This window comes from Streptomyces ipomoeae 91-03, assembly GCF_000317595.1.
In the GTDB taxonomy this organism is placed as follows: Bacteria; Actinomycetota; Actinomycetes; order Streptomycetales; family Streptomycetaceae; genus Streptomyces; species Streptomyces ipomoeae.
On record NZ_AEJC01000366.1, the window covers coordinates 17,571 to 38,015 of the forward strand.

The following is a 20,445-nucleotide window of genomic DNA, read 5'->3' on the forward strand; positions in this document are numbered from 1 at the left end:
GATGGTCTCCTCAAGGTCGGTGGCAAGGCGTGGTGTTGGGGCCTTCTTGCTGGTCGGGCACGTACTTGTAGCCCACGCGTCGTACGGTGACGATGCGGTGCCGGTGAGCCTTGCCCAGCTTGCGGCGCAGACGGGCGATGTGGACATCCACGGTTCGGCCGTCGCCGATGTGGTCGTAGCCCCAGACGGCGGCCACCAGCCGATCGCGCGAGTGCACGTGGTGGGGATGCAGAACGAGATGGGCCAGCAGCTCGAACTCCAGGTAGGTGAGGTCGAGTTCGCGTCCGTCCACCTCGGCGACATGGCGCGCGGGATCGATGCGGACGACGTCGTCTCCCCTCTGCCGGGGATGAGCCGAGCCCGTGGTGACGACAGGTCGGATCTCAGGTCGGGGCCTGTCCTTGACGAAGAGCTCGGCGAGATCGGTGCCCTCGGGGACGAGCACGAGATAACCGACGAGTGGCGAGGAAGCGTGTCCCCCGGCACCGCTCTGCGCGGTGTCGCCCACCAGGCGAAGGTGGCGGGTTTCGAAGTGCGGCGGATCGTGTGGAGTGGCCTGGGCCGGAAGTGCCGTGGTCATGGCGGTTGTCCCTCAGAGGTGTCGGGCCGTCGGGCGCGGTGGGTGAAGGCGCCTGATCGCCGGGGAAAGGAGGAGCGGAGCGGCACGGGCGGATGTGTGAGCCGCGTGCCTTACGCGCGACAGCAGGCGGCGCTGACGACGTGACCAAAGTCGACATGCCGACGACGAACGAGTCGCTGCTGCGTACGGGACATGTGCATCATCCTGCGCATCCGTGCCGACCACCGTCAAGGCTTTCCTAGTAATTCAATAGGGAAAGTAGGGAACAGTTTACGGTTCGGCCGGCGCCCGACTGGCGGGGGCGCCGCTCACCGGTCACCTCGATGTACCAGAGCGTGACGCCGGCTCGGTCTGGCCGGAGTCGACGGAGACGGTTGACCGTCTTGACCTTGACGGTGATGAACTGCGGGCCGAATGGGAGACCGAGGCCGAGCGTCGGGCAGAGGGCGCCGATGTTGAACCGGAACAGCAGCTGCATCAGCAGCGGCGTGGACCGGAGGATCCACACATAACCCCAACTCGGCGTGCGCGGCACCGCGCCCGCCGGCTCCGGGGGCTTCGTGACAGGCGCTACACGGGTGCGTCGCGGCCGGGGCCCGGTGTCGTCACATTCGCCGCGTCCCTCAACGCGTCCGGAGGGGCTGTCGCGCGGGGCGGAGCCGGTCCGTCATCGATCGAGGGTGCTCACAACGCGGAGGTGTCAACAAGGCGTTGGGAGGGTCGGCCGAGACGGTCCGGCATCCGGGCGCTGCTTGACGAGGAGCACGATGTACTGCTCAATTGATCGTATGAATGCCCAGCAGCGCTTGGTCTCGCGCGACCACATCGACTTCGGTCGGGTGTGGTCCGCCGCGTGTCGCGCCTGACTCGGCAGCGGGCCGTCTGACCGGCCCTTCCCTCCCTCGGTGACCCCGTCGCGGGCCGAGCTCTCTCTTCAACACGCGCGCTGCCGCAACTCTGCTTCTCTCGACGCCCGGCGTCGTCACGCCCGCACCGCCCCGTCTCTCTGACGGACCGTCACTCCTGCCCGCACGCACGGCCATTCCGCCATGCCCGCGTGCGGTCGTTTCCGAAAGGCCACTCCCATGCCCGTGGAATTCCTCGGCATCGCCGCCACCAACGACGGCTCCGAAACCACCCCGCGCTCCGGCGCCGCCTTCGACAAGGAGTACACGCTCCGGCTCGCCCGGGCCCACGAGGACCACGGCTGGGACCGGGTGCTGTTCGCCTACGGTTCCGGATCCCCGGATCCCGCGCCGGCCGCCGCGTACATCGCTAGCCGGCTGGACCGTCTGCAGATCCTGCTCGCCCACCGGCCCAACGTCTCCTACCCGACCTTCGCCGCGAAGACCTTCGCCACCCTCGACCAGATCAGCGAGGGCCGGCTGACCGTGCACTTCATCACCGGTGGCAACGATCACGAGCAGGGTCGCGAGGGCGACACCCTCACCAAGGACGAGCGCTACGCCCGCACCCGCGAGTACATCCAGCTGGTAAAGAAGATCTGGACCACCCACGAGCCCTTCGACCACGAGGGCGAGCACTACCGCTTCCACGACTTCGTCAGCGACGTCTTCCCCGTCCAACAGCCCCGCCCGAACGTCTCGTTCGGCGGCTCGTCGCCCGCCGCGTACGCCGCCGGGGGCACCGAGGCCGACATCTACTGCCTGTGGGGCGAGCCCCTGGCGAAGACCGCCGAGCAGATCGAGAACGTGAAGGCCGCCGCGAAGGCCGCGGGCCGCACCGACGTGCCGCGCATCCAGGTCGCGTTCCGCCCGATCATCGCCCCGACCGAGGAGCTGGCCTGGGAGAAGGCCCACCGCACGGTCGGCGCCATCCGGGAGCGGCGCGAAGCCGGACTCGTACGACACCACCGCAGCGGCGCCCCGGAGAACACCGGCTCTCAGCGGCTGATCGCCATCGCCGAGGCGGGGGAGCGCTACGACCGCGCCCTGTGGACGCCGACCGCCGCCGCGACGGGCGGCGCGGGCAACTCCAACGCCCTGGTCGGCACCCCCGAGACGGTCGCCCAGGCGCTGCTGGACTACTACGACCTCGGCGTCGACATCCTCTCCGCCCGCGGCTACGACCTGCTGGGCGACGCCATCGACTTCGGCCGGTACGTGATCCCGCTCGTCCGCGAGGAGGTCGCCAAGCGCGACGCCGAGCGGGGCGACGCTCACCGCGCTCCAGCCGGGCCGCATCGACGTGATCATGTCGACCATCAACGGCCTGTGCCACCGGACGGCCCAGCCAGCCTCCCGGACCACCTTCCTCGGTGAGTACCACCGCCTCCGCGATCGACGCGTCGCGGATCAACCCGCCCGAGCACAAGTAACCAGCGAGCAGGAACGCCACGATGGGACTCACCACCGACTCCGCCTCCGCGCCACCCGGCGCGGCCTCCCCGGACACCGGGCCCAAAGCTCCACCCGCCCCGGACGACCCGACAACACTCAAGGTCGTTCCCGCCCGCCATTACGCCCGGTGGGCGGCAGCCGTCGCCGTGACCGTGCTGGTCGCCCAGTTTGCGCATGGTCTGGTCACCAACCCGGTCTGGGAGTGGGGCGTCTTCAGCGACTACGTCCTGTCCGAGACGATCGTCCAGGCGGTGTGGGTCACCCTCCAACTCACCGCCTACGCCACCGTGCTGGGCTTCCTCCTCGGCACCGTGCTGGCCTTCATGAGACTGTCGCGCAGCCCGCTGCTGCAGACCGTCGCCTGGACCTACATCTGGATCTTCCGGTCCATCCCGATGATCGTCCAGCTGGTGTTCTGGTTCAACCTGAGCGCGCTGTACGAGAGGTTGGGCTTCGGCATTCCCTTCGGGCCGGTGTTCTGGTCCGTCGACAGCAACAGCGTCATCGGCACCATGGGCGCCGCTGTCATCGGGCTGACGCTGCATCAGGCCGCCTACGCCGCCGAGATCGTGCGCGGCGGCGTCATCGCCGTCGACCACGGACAGCTGGAGGCCGCCGCGGCACTCGGCATCCCGCGCCTGCGCCAGATCCGCCGGATCGTGCTGCCGCAGGCCATGCGCGCCATCCTGCCCACGGCCGGCAACGAGATCATCGGCCTGCTCAAGGGCACCTCGGTGGTCTACGTCATGTCCATCGGTGAGCTGTTCTACCAGGTACAGGTCATCTACGGGCGCAACGGCCGGGTGATCCCGCTGCTGCTGGTCGCCACCGCCTGGTACGTGGTGCTGACCTCCGTCCTGTCGGTCGCCCAGTACTACGTGGAGCGCCGCTACGCCCGGGGCGCCAACCGCACCCCGCCGCCCACCCCGCTCCAGCGCGCCCGGCGCTCCGTACGCACCCTTCGCGCGGCGGCTGTCCAGCGGAACCGGCCCGTCGTACCCCTGAAGACCCTGGGACCTGTGGGAGAAAGCCGATGAGTGACGTGATGGTGGACGTCCGCGGCGTCCACAAGAGCTTCGGCCCGCTGGAGGTGCTGCGGGGCGTCGACCTGCAGGTCCGCGCCGGCGAGGTCACCGTGATCCTCGGCCCGTCCGGCTCCGGGAAGTCCACGCTGCTGCGCACCATCAACCACCTGGAGAAGGTCAACCGCGGCTGGATCAGCATCGACGGCGAACTCATCGGCTACCGCCGCTCCGAAGACAGAAGGGCGGCCCGAAGGGCCTCGGTTGAGGGTGGCGGTGGGCGACGGGCGGGAAAGCTGCACGAGCTGAAGGAGAAGGACGTTCTCAAGCAGCGCACCCACATCGGGTTCGTCTTCCAGAACTTCAACCTCTTCCCGCATCTGACCGTGCTGGAGAACCTGATCGAGGCCCCGGTCTCCGCTCTGCGCCGTCCGCGCAAGGAGGCGGAGGAGACAGCCCGTCGGCTCCTCGACCGGGTCGGCCTCGCCGACAAGGCCGACGCCTACCCACGGCAGCTCTCCGGCGGCCAGCAGCAGCGCGTGGCCATCGCCCGCGCACTCGCCCTCGACCCCAAGGTGCTCCTCTTCGACGAGCCCACCTCGGCGCTCGATCCGGAACTGGTCGGCGAGGTCCTCGACGTCATCAAGGACCTCGCCCGCACCGGAACCACCATGATCGTCGTGACCCACGAGATCGGCTTCGCGCGTGAGGTCGCCGACACCGTGGTGTTCATGGACGGCGGAGTCGTCGTGGAACAGGGGCCGCCCGCGGCCGTCCTGGACCATCCTCGCCACGAGCGCACCCGCGCCTTTCTCTCCAAGGTCCTCTGACCAACCCTCACCCCATTCCCGTCGCAAGGAGCACGACCATGTCCACCTCGATCACCCGCCGCACCACCGCAGCCGCACTCGGACTCGCCACCGCCCTCGTCCTCGCCGCCTGCGGCAACCCCTCCGACGGCGGCACGACCGAGGTCGCGGCCACATCGGGCGGCAAGACGACGAAGATCAACATCAGCCCCGACCAGCACCGCGTCACCACGGACAAGGTCGACTCCATAGCCGCCGAGGTCCCCGAGAGGATCCGCAAGAGAGGCACCCTGGAGATCGTCGACTCCTCCGGCTCCGCCGCGCCGCTGACCTTCTACGCCACCGACAACAAGACCGTCATCGGCGTCGAGCCCGACATCGCCTACCTGGTCGCCGACGTTCTCGGCCTCAAGCCGCACATCAACACCGTCTCCTGGGAGAACATCTTCGTCGGCCTCGACAGCGCCAAGTACGACGTCGGCTTCAGCAACATCACCGTCACCGAGGAACGCAAGGAGAAGTACGACTTCGCCCCCTACCGCGAGGACAACCTGGGCTTCGAGGCGAAGAAGGGCAGCGGCCTGAAGATCACCGGGCCCGAGGACGTGGCGGGCAGGACGGTCGCCGTGGGCAGCGGCACCAACCAGGAGAAGCTGCTGATCGAGTGGAGCAAGGAGAACGAGAAGGCCGGCCGCAAGCCGGTGAACATCAAGTACTACCAGAACGACAGCGACACCTACCTCGCCCTCCAGTCCGGCCGCATCGACCTCTACCTCGGCCCCAACCCGACCGCCGCCTACCACGCGGCCACCACCGGCAAGACGGAAGTCGTCGGCACCTACTCCGGAGCCGGCGCCACCCTCCAGGGCCTCATCGCGGCCACCACCAAGAAGGACAGCGGCCTGGTCAAGCCGCTCGCCGACGCGCTCAACCATGTCATCGAGAACGGCACGTACGCGAAGGTGCTGCAGCGCTGGGGTCTGTCCGACGAGGCCGTGACCAAGTCGGAGATCAACCCGCCCGGCCTGCCCAAGACCAACAAGTAGCCGACCCGGGACGCGGAGGCCGTGTGATCTCCGCGTCCCGGGTTTTCATGCGGGCGACCCGGCACTATGCCGTGAGCGACCGTCCCCGCCGTGAGCGACCGTGGTGCCGATCCTGCGTGCGCGCGGGGCCTGCTCCACACCGCTCTCGCTGACCTCACCGAAACCGAAGGAGAACGTGTGAGTCCGCTCAGAACCCGCCCCGCCCTCGTCGCCCTGGGTGCGACGGCGCTGCTGACCGCGTCCGTCGCCGTACCCCAGGCCACCGCGGCCGACCGCACCGCCACGGCGCTCACCTGGTACGACGCCACGGCCGAGACCATCGCGACCGCCGGGGCGTCGACCCAGATCACCAACAGCCGTACCTGGGCCATCAGTTGGCTCGCCGCAGCCCGAGCCACCCGCGGCGTACCGGCGGGCGTGGAGCGCGGCCCGTACCAGGAGGCGGCGCTCGCGGCGGCCGTACACCGCGCACTGGTGACACTGGTCCCGAGCCGTACCGAGCAGCTCGACGCGACGTACAGGGAGAGCCTCGACGCGATCCCCGACGGCCCGGCGGAGGAGCGCGGCGTCGCGGCGGGGGAGCGGCAGGCGGACCTCGTCCTCGCATCGAGGGAAGGCGACGGCCTCGACCCCGCCTCCGTCAACGCGCCCTATCCCGTACGACCGGCGGCGCCCGGCGTGTGGCAGCCGACGCCACCCACCTACGCTCCGGCGGCCCAGTACGGCAACCGCCTCGCCAAGCCGTTCCTGCTCAGGACACAGAGCCAGTTCCGGCTCGGCCCGCCGCCCGCCCTCGACTCCCGCCGCTACGCCGCCGACCTCGCGGAGGTGCGGGCGTACGGCGCCGTCGACAGCACGGCACGCAGCACCCACCAGACCGAGACCGCCACCTTCTGGCTCGGCTCCTCCCTCACCCTCTACACCGAGCCGCTGCGCGTGGCGCTCTCGCGCACGGACCAGGGGATCGCCGGGCAGGCGCGGCTGGTCGCGCTGTTCCACGTGGCGCTGGTGGACACGCAGATCGCGACCTCCGACAGCAAATACGCCTACGAGCGGTGGCGTCCCGTGACGGCGATCCGCACCGGCACCATCGACCCCGACCCGGGCTGGACACCGCTGCACACCACCCCCGCGCACCCGGACTACCCGAGCGGCCACAACACCTACTCGGGCGCGGCTCAGACCGTGCTGTCGGCGCTCGTGGGGCCGCGTACCGCCCCGTTCGACCTGACCAGCCCCACCGCCCCCGGCGTGACCAGGACGTACACCACGTGGAGGCAGCTCTCGGACGAGAACGTGGACGCCCGGGTCTTCTCGGGCATCCACACCCGCTCGGCCGACGAGGCGGGGATCACGCTCGGCAAGAACGTCGCCCGGTACGTCCTGCGCAACGCGGGCCGTCTCCTCGGCTCACGGTAGGACCGGCGTCACGGTAGGACCCACGGCACGGTAGGACGCGGTCACAGCGCCCGCGCCGCACAGGCCCTGACGTCCGCGTCGAAGTCCGTCGTCGCGGCGGCCAGGGCCGCCCGCCGTGAACTTCATCGCGCCGGTGCGGGACTTGTGCGGATCGAGGTGGTGGAACCAGGACGCGTCGTCGCGCTGCGGGTGGTCGAGGCGGTCGTGGCGGAGGCCCCAGCGGGACTCCGCGCGGGCCAGGAGGCTCGCGCGGCCATCTCCGCGCGGTCGCGGAACCTCGGTCGGCCGGACCGGAGTCACACGGTCGGCGTCACCAGCAGGAGTGAGGTGCCCGTCGAGAGCCGACCTTGCGAACGCGGCCGTGTCCAACCGTGCGCCGCTTGTCCGGATTCGCCCCCGGTGAGCCGGGCTTTCCCAGCGCTCCAGCAGGCCGTGCGCCGTCGGCGCCCGTGACGGCGCTCGCGCTCCGGACGCGTATGCGCCCATGCGTGAGATGAGCCGCGGACAAGTAGGGACCGAACGAAGACACGGCGGGCGGCCCAGCCCTGTGATCGTGCCATCGTGAGGGCGTCCGCCGTCCGGACAGCCCCGTGACTCAGGGCAGCGGAAACGCCTTGTCGTGCGGATGTTCCGCTGCCGGACGGTGCCCGGACCGCCCGGGCCATCGACGAGCCCGAGGGCCGGCACCAGTGTCCCAGCCGTCACCGGCCACATGCCGCCGGTGGAAGGGACCACCCCGGGGCGAGCCGACCCCGGCCGGCAGGGCCTGCACCCCGGCGCCTGGCACGGCTCCAGCACACGCCGACGTCGGTCTCCATCACCGGCCGACGTCGGCCCAGCATGCTGAAGGCCCGCACTCCGTAAGGGAGTCCGGGCCTTCGCGGAGAACTGACCGTCGCCCTCATCCTCACCGCGAAGTGGTTCATGTCGGTGAACAACGATCAAGTGCACGTATGTTGACGTGCTCACGGCAGGAACCTACCTTTCGGGAAAGCGCTTTCTTCGGGCTCTGATGCCGTACCGGGTCGTCCGGACCATTCATGTTCTTGAACGCGTTGCAGTGTGCGGCACCGCGGTGCTCGCGGTTGGCGCTGAAGGCCTCGACGGTCTGCCGGAACGGCCACGGCATCGAGCGGCAACACCCGGCCTTCGAGGACGAACGAAGACGGAAGACGAATGAACCGAATGGGGAGGCGAGGATGAAAAGACCAGTCGCGCTGCGACTCCATGCGGCGCTGGCCACGGTGGCCCTGGCTGCCGCGACCGGTGCGGTTCTGTCGATGCCCGAGGCGTCGGCGGCGACCGGTGGCGTCACCGGCTACGCGACCCAGAACGGCGGGACCACCGGCGGCGCGGGCGGCCAGACGGTGCGGGCCACCACGGGAACCGCGATCCACGCGGCCCTGTGCGGCCGGGCCAGCAGCAGCACCCCGATCACCATCCAGGTCGAGGGGACCATCAACCACGGCAACACCAGCAAGGTGTCGGGTGCCAGCTGCAACACCGCCGCCGGAGTGATCGAGCTCAAGGAGATCAGCAACGTCACGATCATCGGAGTGGGGAGCGGCGCCGTCTTCGACCAGCTGGGCATCCACATCCGCGACTCCCGCAACATCATCATCCAGAACGTGACCGTCCGGAACGTCAAGAAGTCGGGCTCCCCCACGTCCAACGGCGGTGACGCCATCGGCATGGAGCGCAACGTCCGCAACGTCTGGGTCGATCACGTCACCCTGGAAGCGTCGGGTGGGGAGTCGGAGGGGTTCGACGGCCTCTTCGACATGAAGGACAACACCCAGTACGTGACCCTGTCCTACAGCACCCTGCGCAACTCCGGCCGCGGTGGCCTCGTCGGGTCCAGCGAGAGCGACCTCTCGAACGGCTTCATCACGTACCACCACAACCTGTACGAGAACATCGACTCCCGCGCACCCCTGCTGCGTGGCGGTACGGCCCACATGTACAACAACCACTACCTGCGCCTCAACGAGTCCGGTATCAACTCCCGGGCCGGAGCGCGCGCCAAGGTGGACAACAACTACTTCAAGGACTCCAAGGACGTCCTGGGCACCTTCTACACCGACGCGGCCGGCTACTGGCAGGTCAGCGGCAACACCTTCGACAACGTGACCTGGTCCAGCCCCGGCAGCGAGAATCACCCGGCCGGCCCGAACCCGCAGTCCAACACCACGGTCAGCATCCCGTACTCCTACACCCCCGATGCGACCGGCTGCGTGCCGAACATCGTGAGCCGGACAGCGGGTGCCGGCAAGGGTCTGCTGGTGTCGGACGGCAAGTGCTAGTAGGGCTTGGTTATCTTGGATGGGGAATAGCGTGTCGGCCTCGCGGGGGTGAGGGCCATGACCCCGCAGGAGCTGGTGGAGGCCCAGGACCGGCTGGCGGCGTTCGCGGCCGAGGTGTTCGCCCCGCTGGGGCGGGTTGACCAGCGGCGGTGGGGCGAGCGGTATGTGCGGGGGCTGCTCGGCGAGGGGCGGCGCAAGTCGATGGAGCCGATGGCGGCCCGGCTGGGGGTGGACCGGCAGGGGCTGCAGCAGTTCCTGGCCGACTCCCCGTGGTCGCACCAGATGGTGCTGGCCGAGGTGGCCTGGAGGATGGAGCCGGTCATCCGCCCGGATGCCTGGGTGGTCGATGACGTGTCCTTCCCCAAGGACGGGCACGCCTCCCCGGGCGTGGCCGCGCAGTACTGCGGGGCGTTGGGCAAAACCGCGAACTGCCAGGTCGCGCCGAGCGTGCACCTGGTCACCGATGCCGCCTCCTGCCCGGTGAACCGGCGGCTGTTCCTGCCGGCCGCGTGGGATGCGGCCGCCGCGGCCGCCGAGGAGGCCGGCCGGGCGGAGCACAGGCGGCGCCGGGCCCGGATCCCCGCCGGCGTGGGGCATGCCGAGAAGTGGCAGCTGGCCGTCGACATGGTCGACGAGCTGCGCTGCTGGGGCCTGGAGCCGCCGCTGGTGGTGGCCGACGAGGGCTACGGGCAGGACGGGGCCTTCCGCGAGGCGCTGACCGAGCGCGGCATCGCCTACGTGGTCGGGGCGCGCTCGGACACCGCGGTCCTGCCCGAGACCGTCACGCGCACCGCCCCTGCCTGGTCGGGCACCGGCCGCAAGCCCGTTGTGCGCTACCGGGACCAGCCCGTCGCGGTGCGCGAGCTGGTCCTGGGCATCGGGCGCGGCGCCCTGCACCGGGTGACCTGGCGCCAGGGCTCCAAGGGGCCGCTGCGCTCGCGGTTCGCCGCACTGCGGGTGCGCCCGGCCGGGGTCCGCCTGCGCCGGGCGCACCGGGGCGCGGACCTTCCGGTGTGCTGGCTGCTGGCCGAGTGGCCCGCCGGGGAGGAACAGCCGGTGAAGTACTGGCTGTCCACCCTGCCGGCTGACACCCCGCTGCGGCACCTGGTGCGTGCGGCGAAGATCCGCTGGCGGGTGGAGCACGACTACCGGGAACTGAAGACCGCCCTGGGACTGGGCCACTTCGAAGGCCGCACCTTCAACGGCTTCCTGCGGCACGTCACCCTGGCCTCGGTGGCGCAGGCGTTCTGCACCCTGGAGCGGCTGTGCCCGCCAGCAGCGGCCACGGCCTGACGACCTACCAGGTTGTGGCCGAGCTCCAAGTCCTCCTCGTCTGCTGGGCAGGAACATGCCCCACCTGCCGAAGACCCTGGACCCGATACGACACGCCGGTCCCAACCTAACCAAGCCCTACTAGGTCCACGCTGCCGGCGGTCATGACCTGCCAGCGGCCGGTGTCGTCCTCGCCGGCGTAGTACAGCTCCGCTGTGCCGTGACCGGTGGGCAGGAGGGCCGGGTAGAAGGCGTAGCGGGTGTCCGGGGCGTCAGCGGTGCCGCGATGCAGGACCGGGCCGAGCTTGTGCCAGCGCAGCCCGTCGTCGGAGACGGCGGCGGCGAGCGAGCGGGAGGTACCGGCCCCATAGACCATCAGCAGGCCCCCGCCGGGCAGTTCGGTGACGGCAGGGCAGTCCGCGGCGTACGCGTCGCAGGATCCGGTGGAGCCGAGACCGAGGGCGAGTTGGTGGCGCTGCCAGGTGACGCCGTCGTCGGAGCGGGCAAGGTGAATGCGCCGGTGCTGGCCGTCGTGCCCGGCGTACCACATCCACCAGCCGTCCCGGCGGCGCAGCACCGCGGGCAAAAGCACGTGGATGCCCTGGGTGCTGCCGTGCGCGGGGTCGGGGGCCAGGGCGAGGGTGGGCTCACGCCAGGTGCATCCGCCGTCACAGCTGACGGTCTGGCAGATCTGCCAGGGCCCGTCCTGGGCCCGGGCACTGAACCACAGCCTCAGCTTGGTCCCGTCGGAGACCAGGCAGGCGCCCGTCGCGTCGATGGTGCCCGCGGGCATGGGCACCAGGTGCCCGTCGTCGAGCCGGACCGGGCCGCGCTGCGGACTGCGGTAGATACGGATTTGATTGCGGCCGCCGGTGTACCAGGGCTCCGGTGCCCGCTCGGGCAGCTGACGCGGCACGAAGGCGCGGTCGGCGGCCGGGCCGACGGTGACGGCCAGCAGCCGCCGCCCTTGATGAACCGTCGCGGCCGGGGCGAAGCAGATCTGGCCGTCCGCCCGGCTTCGATCAACTCGTCCCCGGTGGGGGGCTGACCCGTTACGACGCCGTGCACTCGGAGGAGGGCGGCCGGTTCCACCACGCCCTCAATCGCTACCGTGTCGTCGAGGTGCTGGACAGCGACCTGCCCCACCTGCCCCCGGACTTCCTGTGGGTGACGCTGGGACAGCTTTCCGCGCTGCTGCGACACAGCAACTACCTCAACGTCGAGCTGCGCACCCTCATCACCTGTCTGCACACCCTGTGACCGGTGATCCGCCGGCTTCGTCCGCCGGCCCCGTCCACACCCTCCCGCACGCAGTGACCTCCGGAGCGACGATCATGAGGCATCCGCGCCCCCTGCGCCTAGGTGTCCTGGGCTGTGCCGATATCGCCCGGCGCCACATGTTGCCGGCTCTCGTGGCCGACGGGGATATCGCGCTGGTGGCTGTGGCGAGCAGGAGTGCAGCCAAAGCGGCGAGCTTCGCCGAGCGTTTCGGCTGCGCACCCGTCCGCGGCTACGAACGACTCCTCGCCCGGTCCGACATCGACGCGGTGTACATTCCGCTGCCCGCGATGCTGCACGCCGAGTGGGTGGACCGGGCGCTCGCGTCGGGACACCACGTGCTGGTGGAGAAGCCGCTGACCGCGAGCCACGCGCAGACGGCCGCGCTCGTCGCGCGGGCCCGCGCCCAAAGGCTGGTGCTGTTCGAGAACTTCATGTTCACGCACCACTCCCAGCACGCGCGGGTCAGGGCGTTGCTGGACGGTGGCGAGATCGGTGAATTACGCGCCTTCTCCGCCACGTTCACCATCCCGCCGCGGCCCGCGGACGACATTCGCTACGACCCGGCGACCGGCGGCGGCGCGCTCCTGGACGTCGGCGTTCACCCCGTGCGCGCGGCCCTGTCCTTCCTGGGCCCAGATCTGGAGGTGGCGGGCGCTGTGTTGCGCCGGGACGCCCGCGGTGGTGCCGTGCTGTCGGGCAACGCACTGCTGCACACCCCCGAGGGGGTGGTGGGCAGGATCGCCTTCGGCATGGAACACGCCTACGCCTGCGCGTACGAGCTGCACGGCGCCACGGGACGGCTGATCCTGGACCGAGCCTTCACCCCGCCCGCCGACCACCGTCCCGTGGTGCGGATCGAGGGGCCGGACGGGAGTCGGGAGCTCCCCCTTGAACCGGACCACCAGTTCGCCAACGTGGTACGGGCGTTCACCGCCGCAGTGCGGCACGGAACGGGGCGCGACACATACGCCGATCTCTCGCTCCGGCAGGCCGGGCTGGTCGACGCGATCGCCGCGCGGGCGACAACGGTGACAGTGCGCACGTAGGGGGTGTGCGCACGGCGCTGATGCCGGGAGGCCCCGACAGGGGTGGCGACAGTGCTTCCGGAGCGTGCCTCACAGGCCCTGCGGGCCAGGAACTCCTTGATGTGCGCCAGCCACGGCGGCTCCGGTAGTGACCGTCGCCGCCGTGAGGCCTCTCCGAGCAGTCCCCGGGGATACCCCGGGCCGTCAAAGGCCGTGGCGGGCCAGGAACTTGTCCACGTGTGCCAGCCATACGGGCCCGGCCTCGGCGACCAGGTGGCCCGCCTGGATCTCCGCGTACTCGGCGCCTGCGATGCCGTCGGCCAGGGAGCGTGAGCCGGTCGGGGCGACGAAGGTGTCCTCCACGGGCGCGACGACCAGCGTCGGGACGGCGATCCGTTCCAGGTCGGCGGTCACGTCCACCGTCCGCATCAGCGTGAACTGCTCCTCTGCGCCGGCTTCGACAGATCCCGCGATCTTCTCCAGCGCGTACTCGATCTGGTCCGGTGAGAGCGCGGACAGCATGGTGTCACCGAAGACCGCCAGGGCGGCGAGCCGTGCGTATCCCATGTGGTCATGTCGGGCAAGGCAGTCCAGAAACATGGCGATGGTGATCTTCAAGCGTTGGTCGGGAGTGGCGAAGCCCGCCGTCAGGACCAGCCCCCGGACCCGCTCGGGGTGCCGGACCGCGGCCCGCACCGCCACCGCGGCACCGAGCGAGTTGCCGAGCACCGTGAAGGTGTCCTGGTCGGCCGCCGCTACTATCGCGTCTGCCAACCCGTCGAGCGTGAGCCGCCCCTCGGCGCGCGGGGTGCCGGCGGAGCCGGGGTAGTCCGGTGCGACGACAGTGTGTTCGGCCGACAGCGCGGGGACGATCGTGCCGAAGTCGTTCTCCGTGTGTGTACCTACGTCGTGTGCGAGGAGCAGAGCGGGACCGGAACCAGTGACGGTGGTGGCAAGAGCAGGTGAGGGAGAAATCATGCCGGTCACTTTATTGATTATCTTCTGTATGAAATCCCAGACGTGGGGTGTGCCTAATCCCGGCCCGCCACGCGCGGCGGGGAATGCTACGGTGCTCAACCCCCTGGAGCACACTAGAAATTCTTCTCGATCTCAGTCCCTAAAGTCGTTGGCATGTCAGATGAACTGCATGCGCCCTATTCCCTCACCATGGCGGTCTTCGGCAGTGGCCCCGCCGTCCTGCTCGTACCCGCCGCCGGTGCCAGTATCGAGGACAGTTTCGATCCGCTGCCCACGCTGCTGTCCGAGACCCGTACGGTCGTCGCCCCGGAGTACCCGGGTTGCGCCGACGCGCCGGGCGTCGACCGTCCACTGACCCTCGACAACCTCGCGGACGCGTATGTGGCGGCGGCCGTCGCCGCAGGTCAGGAGTCCTTCACGGTCGTCGGCCACTCGCTCGGTGCCGCGGTGGCGGTGCGAGCCGCGGTCCGGCACCCCGAGCGGGTCAGGGGGCTGGTCCTGACGGCGGGCTTCGCTACTGCCGACCAACGCTTGAAGATCACCACCGCGATGATCCTCGACTGCCTCGCCCGCCGCGACTTCCGCGGTTACGCTCGCATCATGGTCTCGACCTGCGTCGGGGAGAGCCTGGTGAACGTGCTGCCGGTCGGTGAGGTGTACCGCGCCCTCGGTGAGGTGGCGGAGCTGGTCTGGCCCGGGGCCGAGGAGCAGTTCGCCCTGGTGCGGACCGTGGACGTCACGGAGGACTTGGCCAGGATCGACGTACCCACGCTGGTCATCGCGACGACGGAGGACACCTTCGTCTCTCCGGCCAACTCGCGCTTCCTCGCCGACGGCATTCCGGGGGCGGCGTACACGGAGGTCGCGGCCGGTCATCTCATCAACATCGCGCACACCGAACCCTGGAACGAGGTGATAGCCAAGTTTTTCACGGAGAATGAAATCTGATGTCGCATCAGAATTGAGAAGAAATCGGCAGGGTTCCCGGCGCTGCTCAGCCAGGGCCGTCCGCCAGCGGCCCCAACGCCTCGGCCAGCCCGGCTCTGCCCTGGATGCCCAGCTTGCGGTACACCTTCGTCAGCGCCTTTTCCACCGCCCGCGAGGTCACCCCGGCGTCCCGGGCGATCTCCTGGTTCGTCCGGCCCCGTGCGGCCAGCCGCGCGACTCGCAGTTCGGTGGCGGTCAGCACCGCCGTCCCCGTCCCCTTCCCTGTCGCCGGTGCGGGCGACTGCGGCTCGGGGCCGGTCCTGACACGCCTGGCCGGTCGGCTCATGCCGCACTCGTCGGCGAGTTCGCGCGCGTACCGCACATGCTCTTCCGCCATGGGGTGGGAGAGGGCACGGAGCCGCTTGCCCAACGCGTGGTGCGCTTTGGAGAGTTCCCACCGGTCCGCGGAGTCCTCCAGCACCCGTGCCGACTCGTGCAGCAGCGCCACTCCCTCCTCGCCCTCGCGTAGACCGCCCCGGATCCGCAGTACCCGGCCGAGGGCGGCGGGTGCCCCCCAGGCCAGCGCGGATTCGTACGCCTCCTCGATCAGGTCCTGGGCCTGCTCCCGTTCCCCCAGCCGCCAGTGCAAGTCGGCCGCGATGCTTCGCCAAGGAACCAGCGCGGGATTGTGCCACCCCACCCGCTCCAGCAGTCGGCCGAAACTCACGATCTGCTGGACGCCGGTCCGCGGGTCGTCGCCGACGGCTGTCTCCACACCGGACAGGAACCGTTCGACGGGCGTCGTGACGGACAGTTGGCGGCTGGGGAAGGGGACGCCCTGCCGCAGATGCCCTGCGAGCCCGTTGTCGTTGGTCTCCAGAGCCAGATCGCCCATCGCGATCAGCGCGGTGGGACCGCAGTGCTCCGGGCAGATACCGCCCGCCTCGACCGCCTCCCGGGCGCGGGCCTGCGCCAGTGCCGGTTTCCCCGACGCTTTCAGTAGCCACGCCTCCTCGACGAGCACCAACGGGTGGGCCGACGGCGTGGTCGGGCCTTGACCGCGTCCGCCCGCCAGCTCCAGCCAGGGTGCCGCCCGGTCCGGTGCGTCGGCCGCGGCCAACGTGAACACCACGAGGGGAAGCGTCGAGTGCACATGGTTCGGCGTGGCCGGTTCGCGTTCCAGGATGCGCTCGCTCAGCCGCGCCGCCTCCCGCGCGGTCGTCCGGCCGGTCAACACGGCCTCGTACAACAGTACGGCGGCCAGCTCGCGCTCGGCCACGGTGTCCAGCGGCAGGTCCGGACTCAGCGCCCGCGGTCGCTCGGCGCTCGCCTCCAACACGGCAGGCTTCGGCAGGTCCAGATAGCGGCAGCGGGCCTCCAGGCGACCCGGCCCGCGGTGTCTTCGCCCTCGCCTTCCGCGACCGGGCGCACGGCATCGCGGTCGGCGGCGACTACCGCGCCGATCAGCCGTCCCCGCGGGCCGCGGCGACCACCGGGAACGCCGGCCGGACCTGGGCCTCCGCCGCGCAGCCGCCGCCCGCCTACCGCTCAGGCGTCACCTGGCTGCCGTACAGCCGCACCACCGCCCTCGCCGTCGGCCCCACCGGCACCGACCTCACCACCGACGCAGGCCGCACCTGGCGCACGGTCGACACCGGCTCGTACGACACGGTCGACTGCGCACCCGACCTGAGCTGCTGGGCCTCCGGCGAACAGGGGCGGGTGGCCCGGCTGGAGAAGTGACGGCCCTCAGGACTGCTCGTCCCGAAGGGGATACTTGGACTGTGTTCGTTCGCGCATCGACGCATGCGGGGCGCCCCGGTCGGTGTGCGCGACGAGCGGTCGCGAAGGGAAGTGATCGACCATGCCACGCGGTTCGAGCCCCAAGCGGGAACGCCAGTACGAGCACATCAAGAAGAGCGCCGAGGACCGCGGTGAGAGCGAGTCCCGCGCCAAGGAGATCGCCGGCCGCACCGTCAACAAGGAACGCGCCCGGTCCGGCGAGTCCAAGTCCGCGAGCCGTGTTTCCACGCAGGACATGTCCTCCGGCAAGCGCGGCGGGCAGCGCTCCGGGAAGGGGGCCCAGGGGCCTACGTACGACCAGCTCTACGAGGAGGCCAAGCGACGCAACATCCATGGCCGTTCCGACATGAACAAGAGCCAGCTCAAGCAGGCGCTCGGCAAGTAACCCGGCCCGGGAACGCGCCGGCCCGCCACCGAGGACGAAGCCCGAGCCGTGCAGGACGAGTTGCGGGGGAAGGTGGTCCGCGACGAGACGGGGCCGCCGCCCGGGACCGGTCACGTCACCGGCGTGGACGTCGCGTATGACGACGAGCGGGACGTGGTCGCGGCGGCGGCCGTGGTCCTGGACGCGGCGACGCTGGACGTGGTCGCCGAGGCCACGGCGATCGGTCAGGTCTCGTTCCCCTACGTCCCCGGACTGCTCGCCTTCCGCGAGATCCCGACCGTGCTGGCCGCCCTCGACGCCCTGCCGTGCGACCCCGGCCTCGTGGTGTGCGACGGCTACGGCCTCGCCCACCCGCGCCGCTTCGGCCTCGCCAGCCACCTCGGCGTCCTCACCGGGCTCCCCACGATCGGCGTCGCCAAGAATCCCTTCACCTTCACGTACGACGACCCCGACGCCCCGCGCGGCAGCGCCTCGCCGCTGCTCTCCGGCACCGAGGAGGTGGGGCGCGCCCTGCGCACCCGCGCCGGCGTCAAACCGGTCTTCGTCTCCGTCGGCCACCGGGTGAGCCTCGACAACGCGTGCGCCCACACCCTCGCCCTCACCCCCGACTACCGCCTCCCGGAGTCCACCCGCCGCGCGGACGCCCTCTGCCGCCGGGCCCTGCGCGACACCACCGACTGAACCGCCAGCGCGAGCAGCCCGCAGACGGCGCCCCACACCGCGTTGAACACGGTCATCGGCACGATCGCGTACGGCCTCGCCAACGGCCCCTCCAGCCGTCCGAGCAGGATCGGCGACAGGATGCCGCTGAGCACGACCGCCGCGAGCGAGTAGGCCACCCCGGCGGCCACGAGCGTCAGCACCGGCTCGGGGACCCGCCGCAGACCGACCAGCACGATCCACGCCAGCGAGATCACGGCCGTGAGGACCAGCGGGGTGACGGGCTTGCCGAGGGCGTCCGAGAGACCGACGACGGAGAACAGGGGCCGGACGAGGGCGATGGCGGTGAGGCCGCCGATCAGGGGCAGACGCAGAGCGCGCAGGCGGGTACGGAGGCCGGGGGCCGGGGGTGCACCGGGTGCCCGGCCGGGGTCGGGGTCGGCTTGCCCCGGGGCGGGGCGTGCGGGTTCGAAGGGGCCCGGCGTGGGGCGCTTCGCGTTCATGGCGTCAGCGTGGACCGGTGGGAGCCGTCGGGGCGTCGGCCCGTGGCGGGCAGTTGGCCTACCCCAGGGGTTGCGGGTCTCCGGCCGGGCGTACCCCAGGAGTTGCGGTGGATCCGATGCGGGTTCCTTCGTCGGGACGACGGCGGGGGAGGGGCGGTCGACTTACGCTGAGCGCATGGGGCGAGGTGCTGTCGGCAGGGCGCGGCTGCCGCGCGGGCGGGTGGCCGACGGTGCCCTGGCCGTGGGCGTGTTCGCGCTGTCCGGCGTCGGCAGCCTGCCCCTCGCCAGGGGCACCTGGGAGGAGCCCTGGCAGGCCACCGCGCTGAGCTGGACGCTGATGGCGGTCGTCTGCGGCGCGCTCTCCGTCCGCCGCCGGCATCCGGTGGCCGTCGCCGCGGCCGTGCTGGCCGGCAGCGCCGCGTACTACCTCACCAGCACCTACGACGGCCCGCTCATGATCGCCGTCGTGGTGGCGCTGTACACGGTCGCCGCCGAGGGGCACCTCCGGGCGGCGGTCGCCCTGGCCTCGGTCGCCGTCATCGGCACCGGGCTCGGCACCCTGGCCGGGAACCGGGACGTCAACGGGCTCTCCGTGTTCATGCTGACCGGCTGGCTCGTCGCCATGGTGGCGCTCGGCCGGCTCCGGCACAGCCGACTGGCCCACGCCCGCGAGGTCGAACGGCGCGCGGCCACGGAGGAACGGCTGCGCATCGCCCGCGAGTTGCACGACGTCATCGGGCACCACATCTCCCTCGTCAACGTCCAGTCCGCCGCCGCCCTGCGCCGACTGAGGAAGAACCCCGCGAGCGGCGCCGAGCAGGCCGAGGAGGCGCTGGCCGCGATCAAGGAGTCCAGCCGCGAGGCGTTGCGGGAGCTGAGGGCGACCCTGGGTGTCCTGCGTCAGGCCGACGAGAGCGCGCCCACAGGACCCCTGCCGGGCCTGGACCGCCTCACCGACCTGGCCGCCTCCGCACGCCGCACCGGCCTCGACGTACGCATCCGAGTCAGCGGCGACACCGGGCCGCTGCCCACCGAGGTGGACCGGGCGGCGTACCGCATCGTCCAGGAGGCCCTGACGAACGTCACCCGCCATGCCCGCGCCTCGGCGGTCACCATCCACGTCGGCCGCACGCCCGGCGAGGTCACCGTCGAGGTCACCGACGACGGCCAGGGCCCGGCCCCCGGAGGCACCCCGGGCAGCGGCATCGGCGGCATGCGCGAACGTGCCCGCGCACTGGGCGGCGATCTCGCGGCCGGCCCCCGGGAGGGCGGCGGCTTCGCCGTACGCGCGCGGCTGCCCTACGGCAACGGGCGGCAGGCGGGCGGGAGTGGGACGAGGCAGCACGAGAACGGAGTGATCACGCGGTCATGATCGACGTCGTACTGGCGGACGACCAGCGGCTCGTGCGGGCCGGGTTCCGGTCGATCCTGGAGGACGAGGACGACATACGGGTGGTCGGCGAGGCGGGCGACGGCGACGCGGCCGTGGACGTCTGCCGCGACCTGCGCCCCGACGTCGTCCTCATGGACATCCGCATGCCCGGCACCGACGGCCTGGAGGCCGCCCGCCGCATCGCCGTCGACGAACGCCTCGACGCCGTCAAGGTCGTCATCCTGACCACCTTCGACCTCGACGACTACGTGTACGGCGCCCTGCGCGCCGGAGCGAGCGGCTTCCTGGTCAAGGACACCGAGCCCGAGGAACTCGTCCACGCCGTCCGGGTCGCCGCGCGCGGGGACGCGCTGATCAGCCCCGGCGTCACCCGCCGCCTGATCGCCGAGTTCGCCGGCCGGCTCGCCCGCCCCGACCCCGGCCCGCGCCTCAACGCCCTCACCGACCGGGAGCGCGAGGTGATGCGGCTGGTGGCCGGCGGGCTCACGAACGACGAGATCGCCGCCCGGCTGGTCCTCAGCCCCGCCACCGTCAAGACCCACGTCAGCCGCATCATGACCAAGCTGGACGTCCGCGACCGTTCCCAACTCGTCGTCCTCGCCTACGAGTCGGGCATGGTCACCCCCGGCTGGCTGACCGAGTAGCGACTTCGGGGGTCGGGGTACGCCACCAAACGTGA

General features: G+C 71.0%; 19 protein-coding genes and 3 pseudogenes. 15 read left to right on the plus strand and 7 right to left on the minus strand.

Annotated elements, in window-relative coordinates:
* Window positions 1-10 precede the first annotated feature (10 nt).
* Complete coding sequence (locus STRIP9103_RS23345; RefSeq protein WP_009320541.1) at window positions 11-580, minus strand: winged helix-turn-helix domain-containing protein; 570 nt, start codon at window positions 578-580, stop codon at window positions 11-13.
* A 331-nt stretch (window positions 581-911) separates the two neighbouring features.
* Window positions 912-1,124 (minus strand): annotated as a pseudogene (locus STRIP9103_RS49120) (amino acid ABC transporter permease); the annotation flags it as partial.
* 541 nt (window positions 1,125-1,665) lie between these two features.
* On the opposite strand from STRIP9103_RS49120, the gene STRIP9103_RS23355 reads away from it, so the two are divergent.
* The 5 genes from STRIP9103_RS23355 to STRIP9103_RS23375 all read left to right on the plus strand — a co-directional run bounded on the left by STRIP9103_RS23355 (window position 1,666) and on the right by STRIP9103_RS23375 (window position 7,236).
* Window positions 1,666-2,862, plus strand: coding sequence for an LLM class flavin-dependent oxidoreductase (locus STRIP9103_RS23355; protein ID WP_234022271.1), 1,197 nt, complete (start codon window positions 1,666-1,668; stop codon window positions 2,860-2,862).
* 77 nt (window positions 2,863-2,939) lie between these two features.
* The gene (locus tag STRIP9103_RS23360; protein ID WP_009320545.1) at window positions 2,940-3,977 is read left to right on the plus strand and encodes an amino acid ABC transporter permease; all 1,038 of its coding nucleotides are present in this window, start codon (window positions 2,940-2,942) and stop codon (window positions 3,975-3,977) included.
* 8 nt (window positions 3,978-3,985) lie between these two features.
* Entirely contained in the window at window positions 3,986-4,792 is an 807-nt protein-coding gene (locus STRIP9103_RS23365) for an amino acid ABC transporter ATP-binding protein (protein WP_181810972.1), read from the plus strand.
* A 38-nt stretch (window positions 4,793-4,830) separates the two neighbouring features.
* Window positions 4,831-5,817, plus strand: coding sequence for an ABC transporter substrate-binding protein (locus tag STRIP9103_RS23370; RefSeq protein WP_009320493.1), 987 nt, complete (start codon window positions 4,831-4,833; stop codon window positions 5,815-5,817).
* A 177-nt stretch (window positions 5,818-5,994) separates the two neighbouring features.
* Entirely contained in the window at window positions 5,995-7,236 is a 1,242-nt protein-coding gene (locus tag STRIP9103_RS23375) for a vanadium-dependent haloperoxidase (protein ID WP_009320492.1), read from the plus strand.
* Here the strand turns inward: STRIP9103_RS23375 and STRIP9103_RS46970 are convergent.
* Complete coding sequence (locus STRIP9103_RS46970) at window positions 7,228-7,536, minus strand: hypothetical protein (RefSeq protein ID WP_078614020.1); 309 nt, start codon at window positions 7,534-7,536, stop codon at window positions 7,228-7,230. The genes STRIP9103_RS23375 and STRIP9103_RS46970 overlap by 9 nt on opposite strands.
* An 899-nt stretch (window positions 7,537-8,435) precedes the next feature.
* On the opposite strand from STRIP9103_RS46970, the pseudogene STRIP9103_RS23380 reads away from it, so the two are divergent.
* Both STRIP9103_RS23380 and STRIP9103_RS23385 read left to right on the plus strand, forming a co-directional pair.
* A pseudogene (locus STRIP9103_RS23380) lies at window positions 8,436-9,536 on the plus strand (pectate lyase family protein); the annotation flags it as partial.
* Window positions 9,537-9,596: 60 nt separating this feature from the next.
* Complete coding sequence (locus STRIP9103_RS23385; RefSeq protein WP_009320523.1) at window positions 9,597-10,832, plus strand: IS701 family transposase; 1,236 nt, start codon at window positions 9,597-9,599, stop codon at window positions 10,830-10,832.
* Window positions 10,833-10,938: 106 nt separating this feature from the next.
* Here STRIP9103_RS23385 and STRIP9103_RS23390 read toward each other — a convergent pair whose 3' ends face one another.
* A complete protein-coding gene (locus tag STRIP9103_RS23390) occupies window positions 10,939-11,727 on the minus strand; it encodes a sialidase family protein (protein WP_009320475.1) in 789 nt (262 codons plus the stop codon).
* 128 nt (window positions 11,728-11,855) lie between these two features.
* Between STRIP9103_RS23390 and STRIP9103_RS23395 the strand changes: the two genes are divergently transcribed.
* Window positions 11,856-12,071 carry an NDP-hexose 2,3-dehydratase family protein gene (locus STRIP9103_RS23395; RefSeq protein ID WP_078614021.1) on the plus strand — a complete coding sequence of 72 codons (216 nt, stop codon included), beginning with the start codon at window positions 11,856-11,858 and terminating at the stop codon, window positions 12,069-12,071.
* Between the two features lie 74 nt (window positions 12,072-12,145).
* On the plus strand, window positions 12,146-13,138 hold the full coding sequence (locus STRIP9103_RS23400; RefSeq protein ID WP_048820827.1) for a Gfo/Idh/MocA family protein: 993 nt from the start codon (window positions 12,146-12,148) through the stop codon (window positions 13,136-13,138).
* Between the two features lie 183 nt (window positions 13,139-13,321).
* Here STRIP9103_RS23400 and STRIP9103_RS23405 read toward each other — a convergent pair whose 3' ends face one another.
* Window positions 13,322-14,095, minus strand: coding sequence for an alpha/beta fold hydrolase (locus STRIP9103_RS23405; protein ID WP_009320465.1), 774 nt, complete (start codon window positions 14,093-14,095; stop codon window positions 13,322-13,324).
* 153 nt (window positions 14,096-14,248) lie between these two features.
* On the opposite strand from STRIP9103_RS23405, the gene STRIP9103_RS23410 reads away from it, so the two are divergent.
* Window positions 14,249-15,043, plus strand: coding sequence for an alpha/beta fold hydrolase (locus STRIP9103_RS23410; protein ID WP_009320491.1), 795 nt, complete (start codon window positions 14,249-14,251; stop codon window positions 15,041-15,043).
* Window positions 15,044-15,089: 46 nt separating this feature from the next.
* Here the strand turns inward: STRIP9103_RS23410 and STRIP9103_RS23415 are convergent, their stop codons facing one another.
* The gene (locus STRIP9103_RS23415) at window positions 15,090-16,361 is read right to left on the minus strand and encodes a helix-turn-helix transcriptional regulator (protein ID WP_009320528.1); all 1,272 of its coding nucleotides are present in this window, start codon (window positions 16,359-16,361) and stop codon (window positions 15,090-15,092) included.
* Between the two features lie 35 nt (window positions 16,362-16,396).
* Here STRIP9103_RS23415 and STRIP9103_RS51805 point away from each other — a divergent pair.
* From STRIP9103_RS51805 to STRIP9103_RS23425, 3 genes and pseudogenes are all read left to right on the plus strand, one after another.
* Window positions 16,397-16,765: pseudogene (locus tag STRIP9103_RS51805) on the plus strand (oxidoreductase); the annotation flags it as partial.
* Between the two features lie 121 nt (window positions 16,766-16,886).
* Complete coding sequence (locus STRIP9103_RS23420; protein ID WP_009320485.1) at window positions 16,887-17,210, plus strand: hypothetical protein; 324 nt, start codon at window positions 16,887-16,889, stop codon at window positions 17,208-17,210.
* Window positions 17,211-17,258: 48 nt separating this feature from the next.
* Complete coding sequence (locus STRIP9103_RS23425; protein WP_009320464.1) at window positions 17,259-17,891, plus strand: endonuclease V; 633 nt, start codon at window positions 17,259-17,261, stop codon at window positions 17,889-17,891.
* Here STRIP9103_RS23425 and STRIP9103_RS23430 read toward each other — a convergent pair.
* Entirely contained in the window at window positions 17,819-18,373 is a 555-nt protein-coding gene (locus STRIP9103_RS23430; RefSeq protein WP_199790566.1) for a hypothetical protein, read from the minus strand. The genes STRIP9103_RS23425 and STRIP9103_RS23430 overlap by 73 nt on opposite strands.
* 175 nt (window positions 18,374-18,548) lie before the next feature.
* On the opposite strand from STRIP9103_RS23430, the gene STRIP9103_RS23435 reads away from it, so the two are divergent.
* Together STRIP9103_RS23435 and STRIP9103_RS23440 are read left to right on the plus strand one after the other, a co-directional pair.
* On the plus strand, window positions 18,549-19,745 hold the full coding sequence (locus STRIP9103_RS23435; protein WP_009320509.1) for a sensor histidine kinase: 1,197 nt from the start codon (window positions 18,549-18,551) through the stop codon (window positions 19,743-19,745).
* On the plus strand, window positions 19,742-20,410 hold the full coding sequence (locus STRIP9103_RS23440) for a response regulator (RefSeq protein ID WP_009320527.1): 669 nt from the start codon (window positions 19,742-19,744) through the stop codon (window positions 20,408-20,410). The genes STRIP9103_RS23435 and STRIP9103_RS23440 overlap by 4 nt, the downstream gene beginning before the upstream one ends.
* Window positions 20,411-20,445: the final 35 nt, after the last annotated feature.

What these genes read in the sequence shown, in the direction of transcription:
- STRIP9103_RS23360 (WP_009320545.1), top strand. Translation starts at nt 2,940, where the DNA reads ATGGGACTCACCACCGACTCCGCCTCCGCGCCACCCGGCGCGGCCTCC.
- STRIP9103_RS23430 (WP_199790566.1), bottom strand. Translation starts at nt 18,373, where the DNA reads ATGAACGCGAAGCGCCCCACGCCGGGCCCCTTCGAACCCGCACGCCCC.
- STRIP9103_RS23435 (WP_009320509.1), top strand. Translation starts at nt 18,549, where the DNA reads ATGGGGCGAGGTGCTGTCGGCAGGGCGCGGCTGCCGCGCGGGCGGGTG.
- STRIP9103_RS23385 (WP_009320523.1), top strand. Translation starts at nt 9,597, where the DNA reads ATGACCCCGCAGGAGCTGGTGGAGGCCCAGGACCGGCTGGCGGCGTTC.
- STRIP9103_RS23365 (WP_181810972.1), top strand. Translation starts at nt 3,986, where the DNA reads ATGGTGGACGTCCGCGGCGTCCACAAGAGCTTCGGCCCGCTGGAGGTG.
- STRIP9103_RS23420 (WP_009320485.1), top strand. Translation starts at nt 16,887, where the DNA reads ATGCCACGCGGTTCGAGCCCCAAGCGGGAACGCCAGTACGAGCACATC.
- STRIP9103_RS23355 (WP_234022271.1), top strand. Translation starts at nt 1,666, where the DNA reads ATGCCCGTGGAATTCCTCGGCATCGCCGCCACCAACGACGGCTCCGAA.
- STRIP9103_RS23345 (WP_009320541.1), bottom strand. Translation starts at nt 580, where the DNA reads ATGACCACGGCACTTCCGGCCCAGGCCACTCCACACGATCCGCCGCAC.
- STRIP9103_RS23370 (WP_009320493.1), top strand. Translation starts at nt 4,831, where the DNA reads ATGTCCACCTCGATCACCCGCCGCACCACCGCAGCCGCACTCGGACTC.
- STRIP9103_RS23440 (WP_009320527.1), top strand. Translation starts at nt 19,742, where the DNA reads ATGATCGACGTCGTACTGGCGGACGACCAGCGGCTCGTGCGGGCCGGG.
- STRIP9103_RS23410 (WP_009320491.1), top strand. Translation starts at nt 14,249, where the DNA reads ATGTCAGATGAACTGCATGCGCCCTATTCCCTCACCATGGCGGTCTTC.
- STRIP9103_RS23400 (WP_048820827.1), top strand. Translation starts at nt 12,146, where the DNA reads ATGAGGCATCCGCGCCCCCTGCGCCTAGGTGTCCTGGGCTGTGCCGAT.
- STRIP9103_RS23405 (WP_009320465.1), bottom strand. Translation starts at nt 14,095, where the DNA reads ATGATTTCTCCCTCACCTGCTCTTGCCACCACCGTCACTGGTTCCGGT.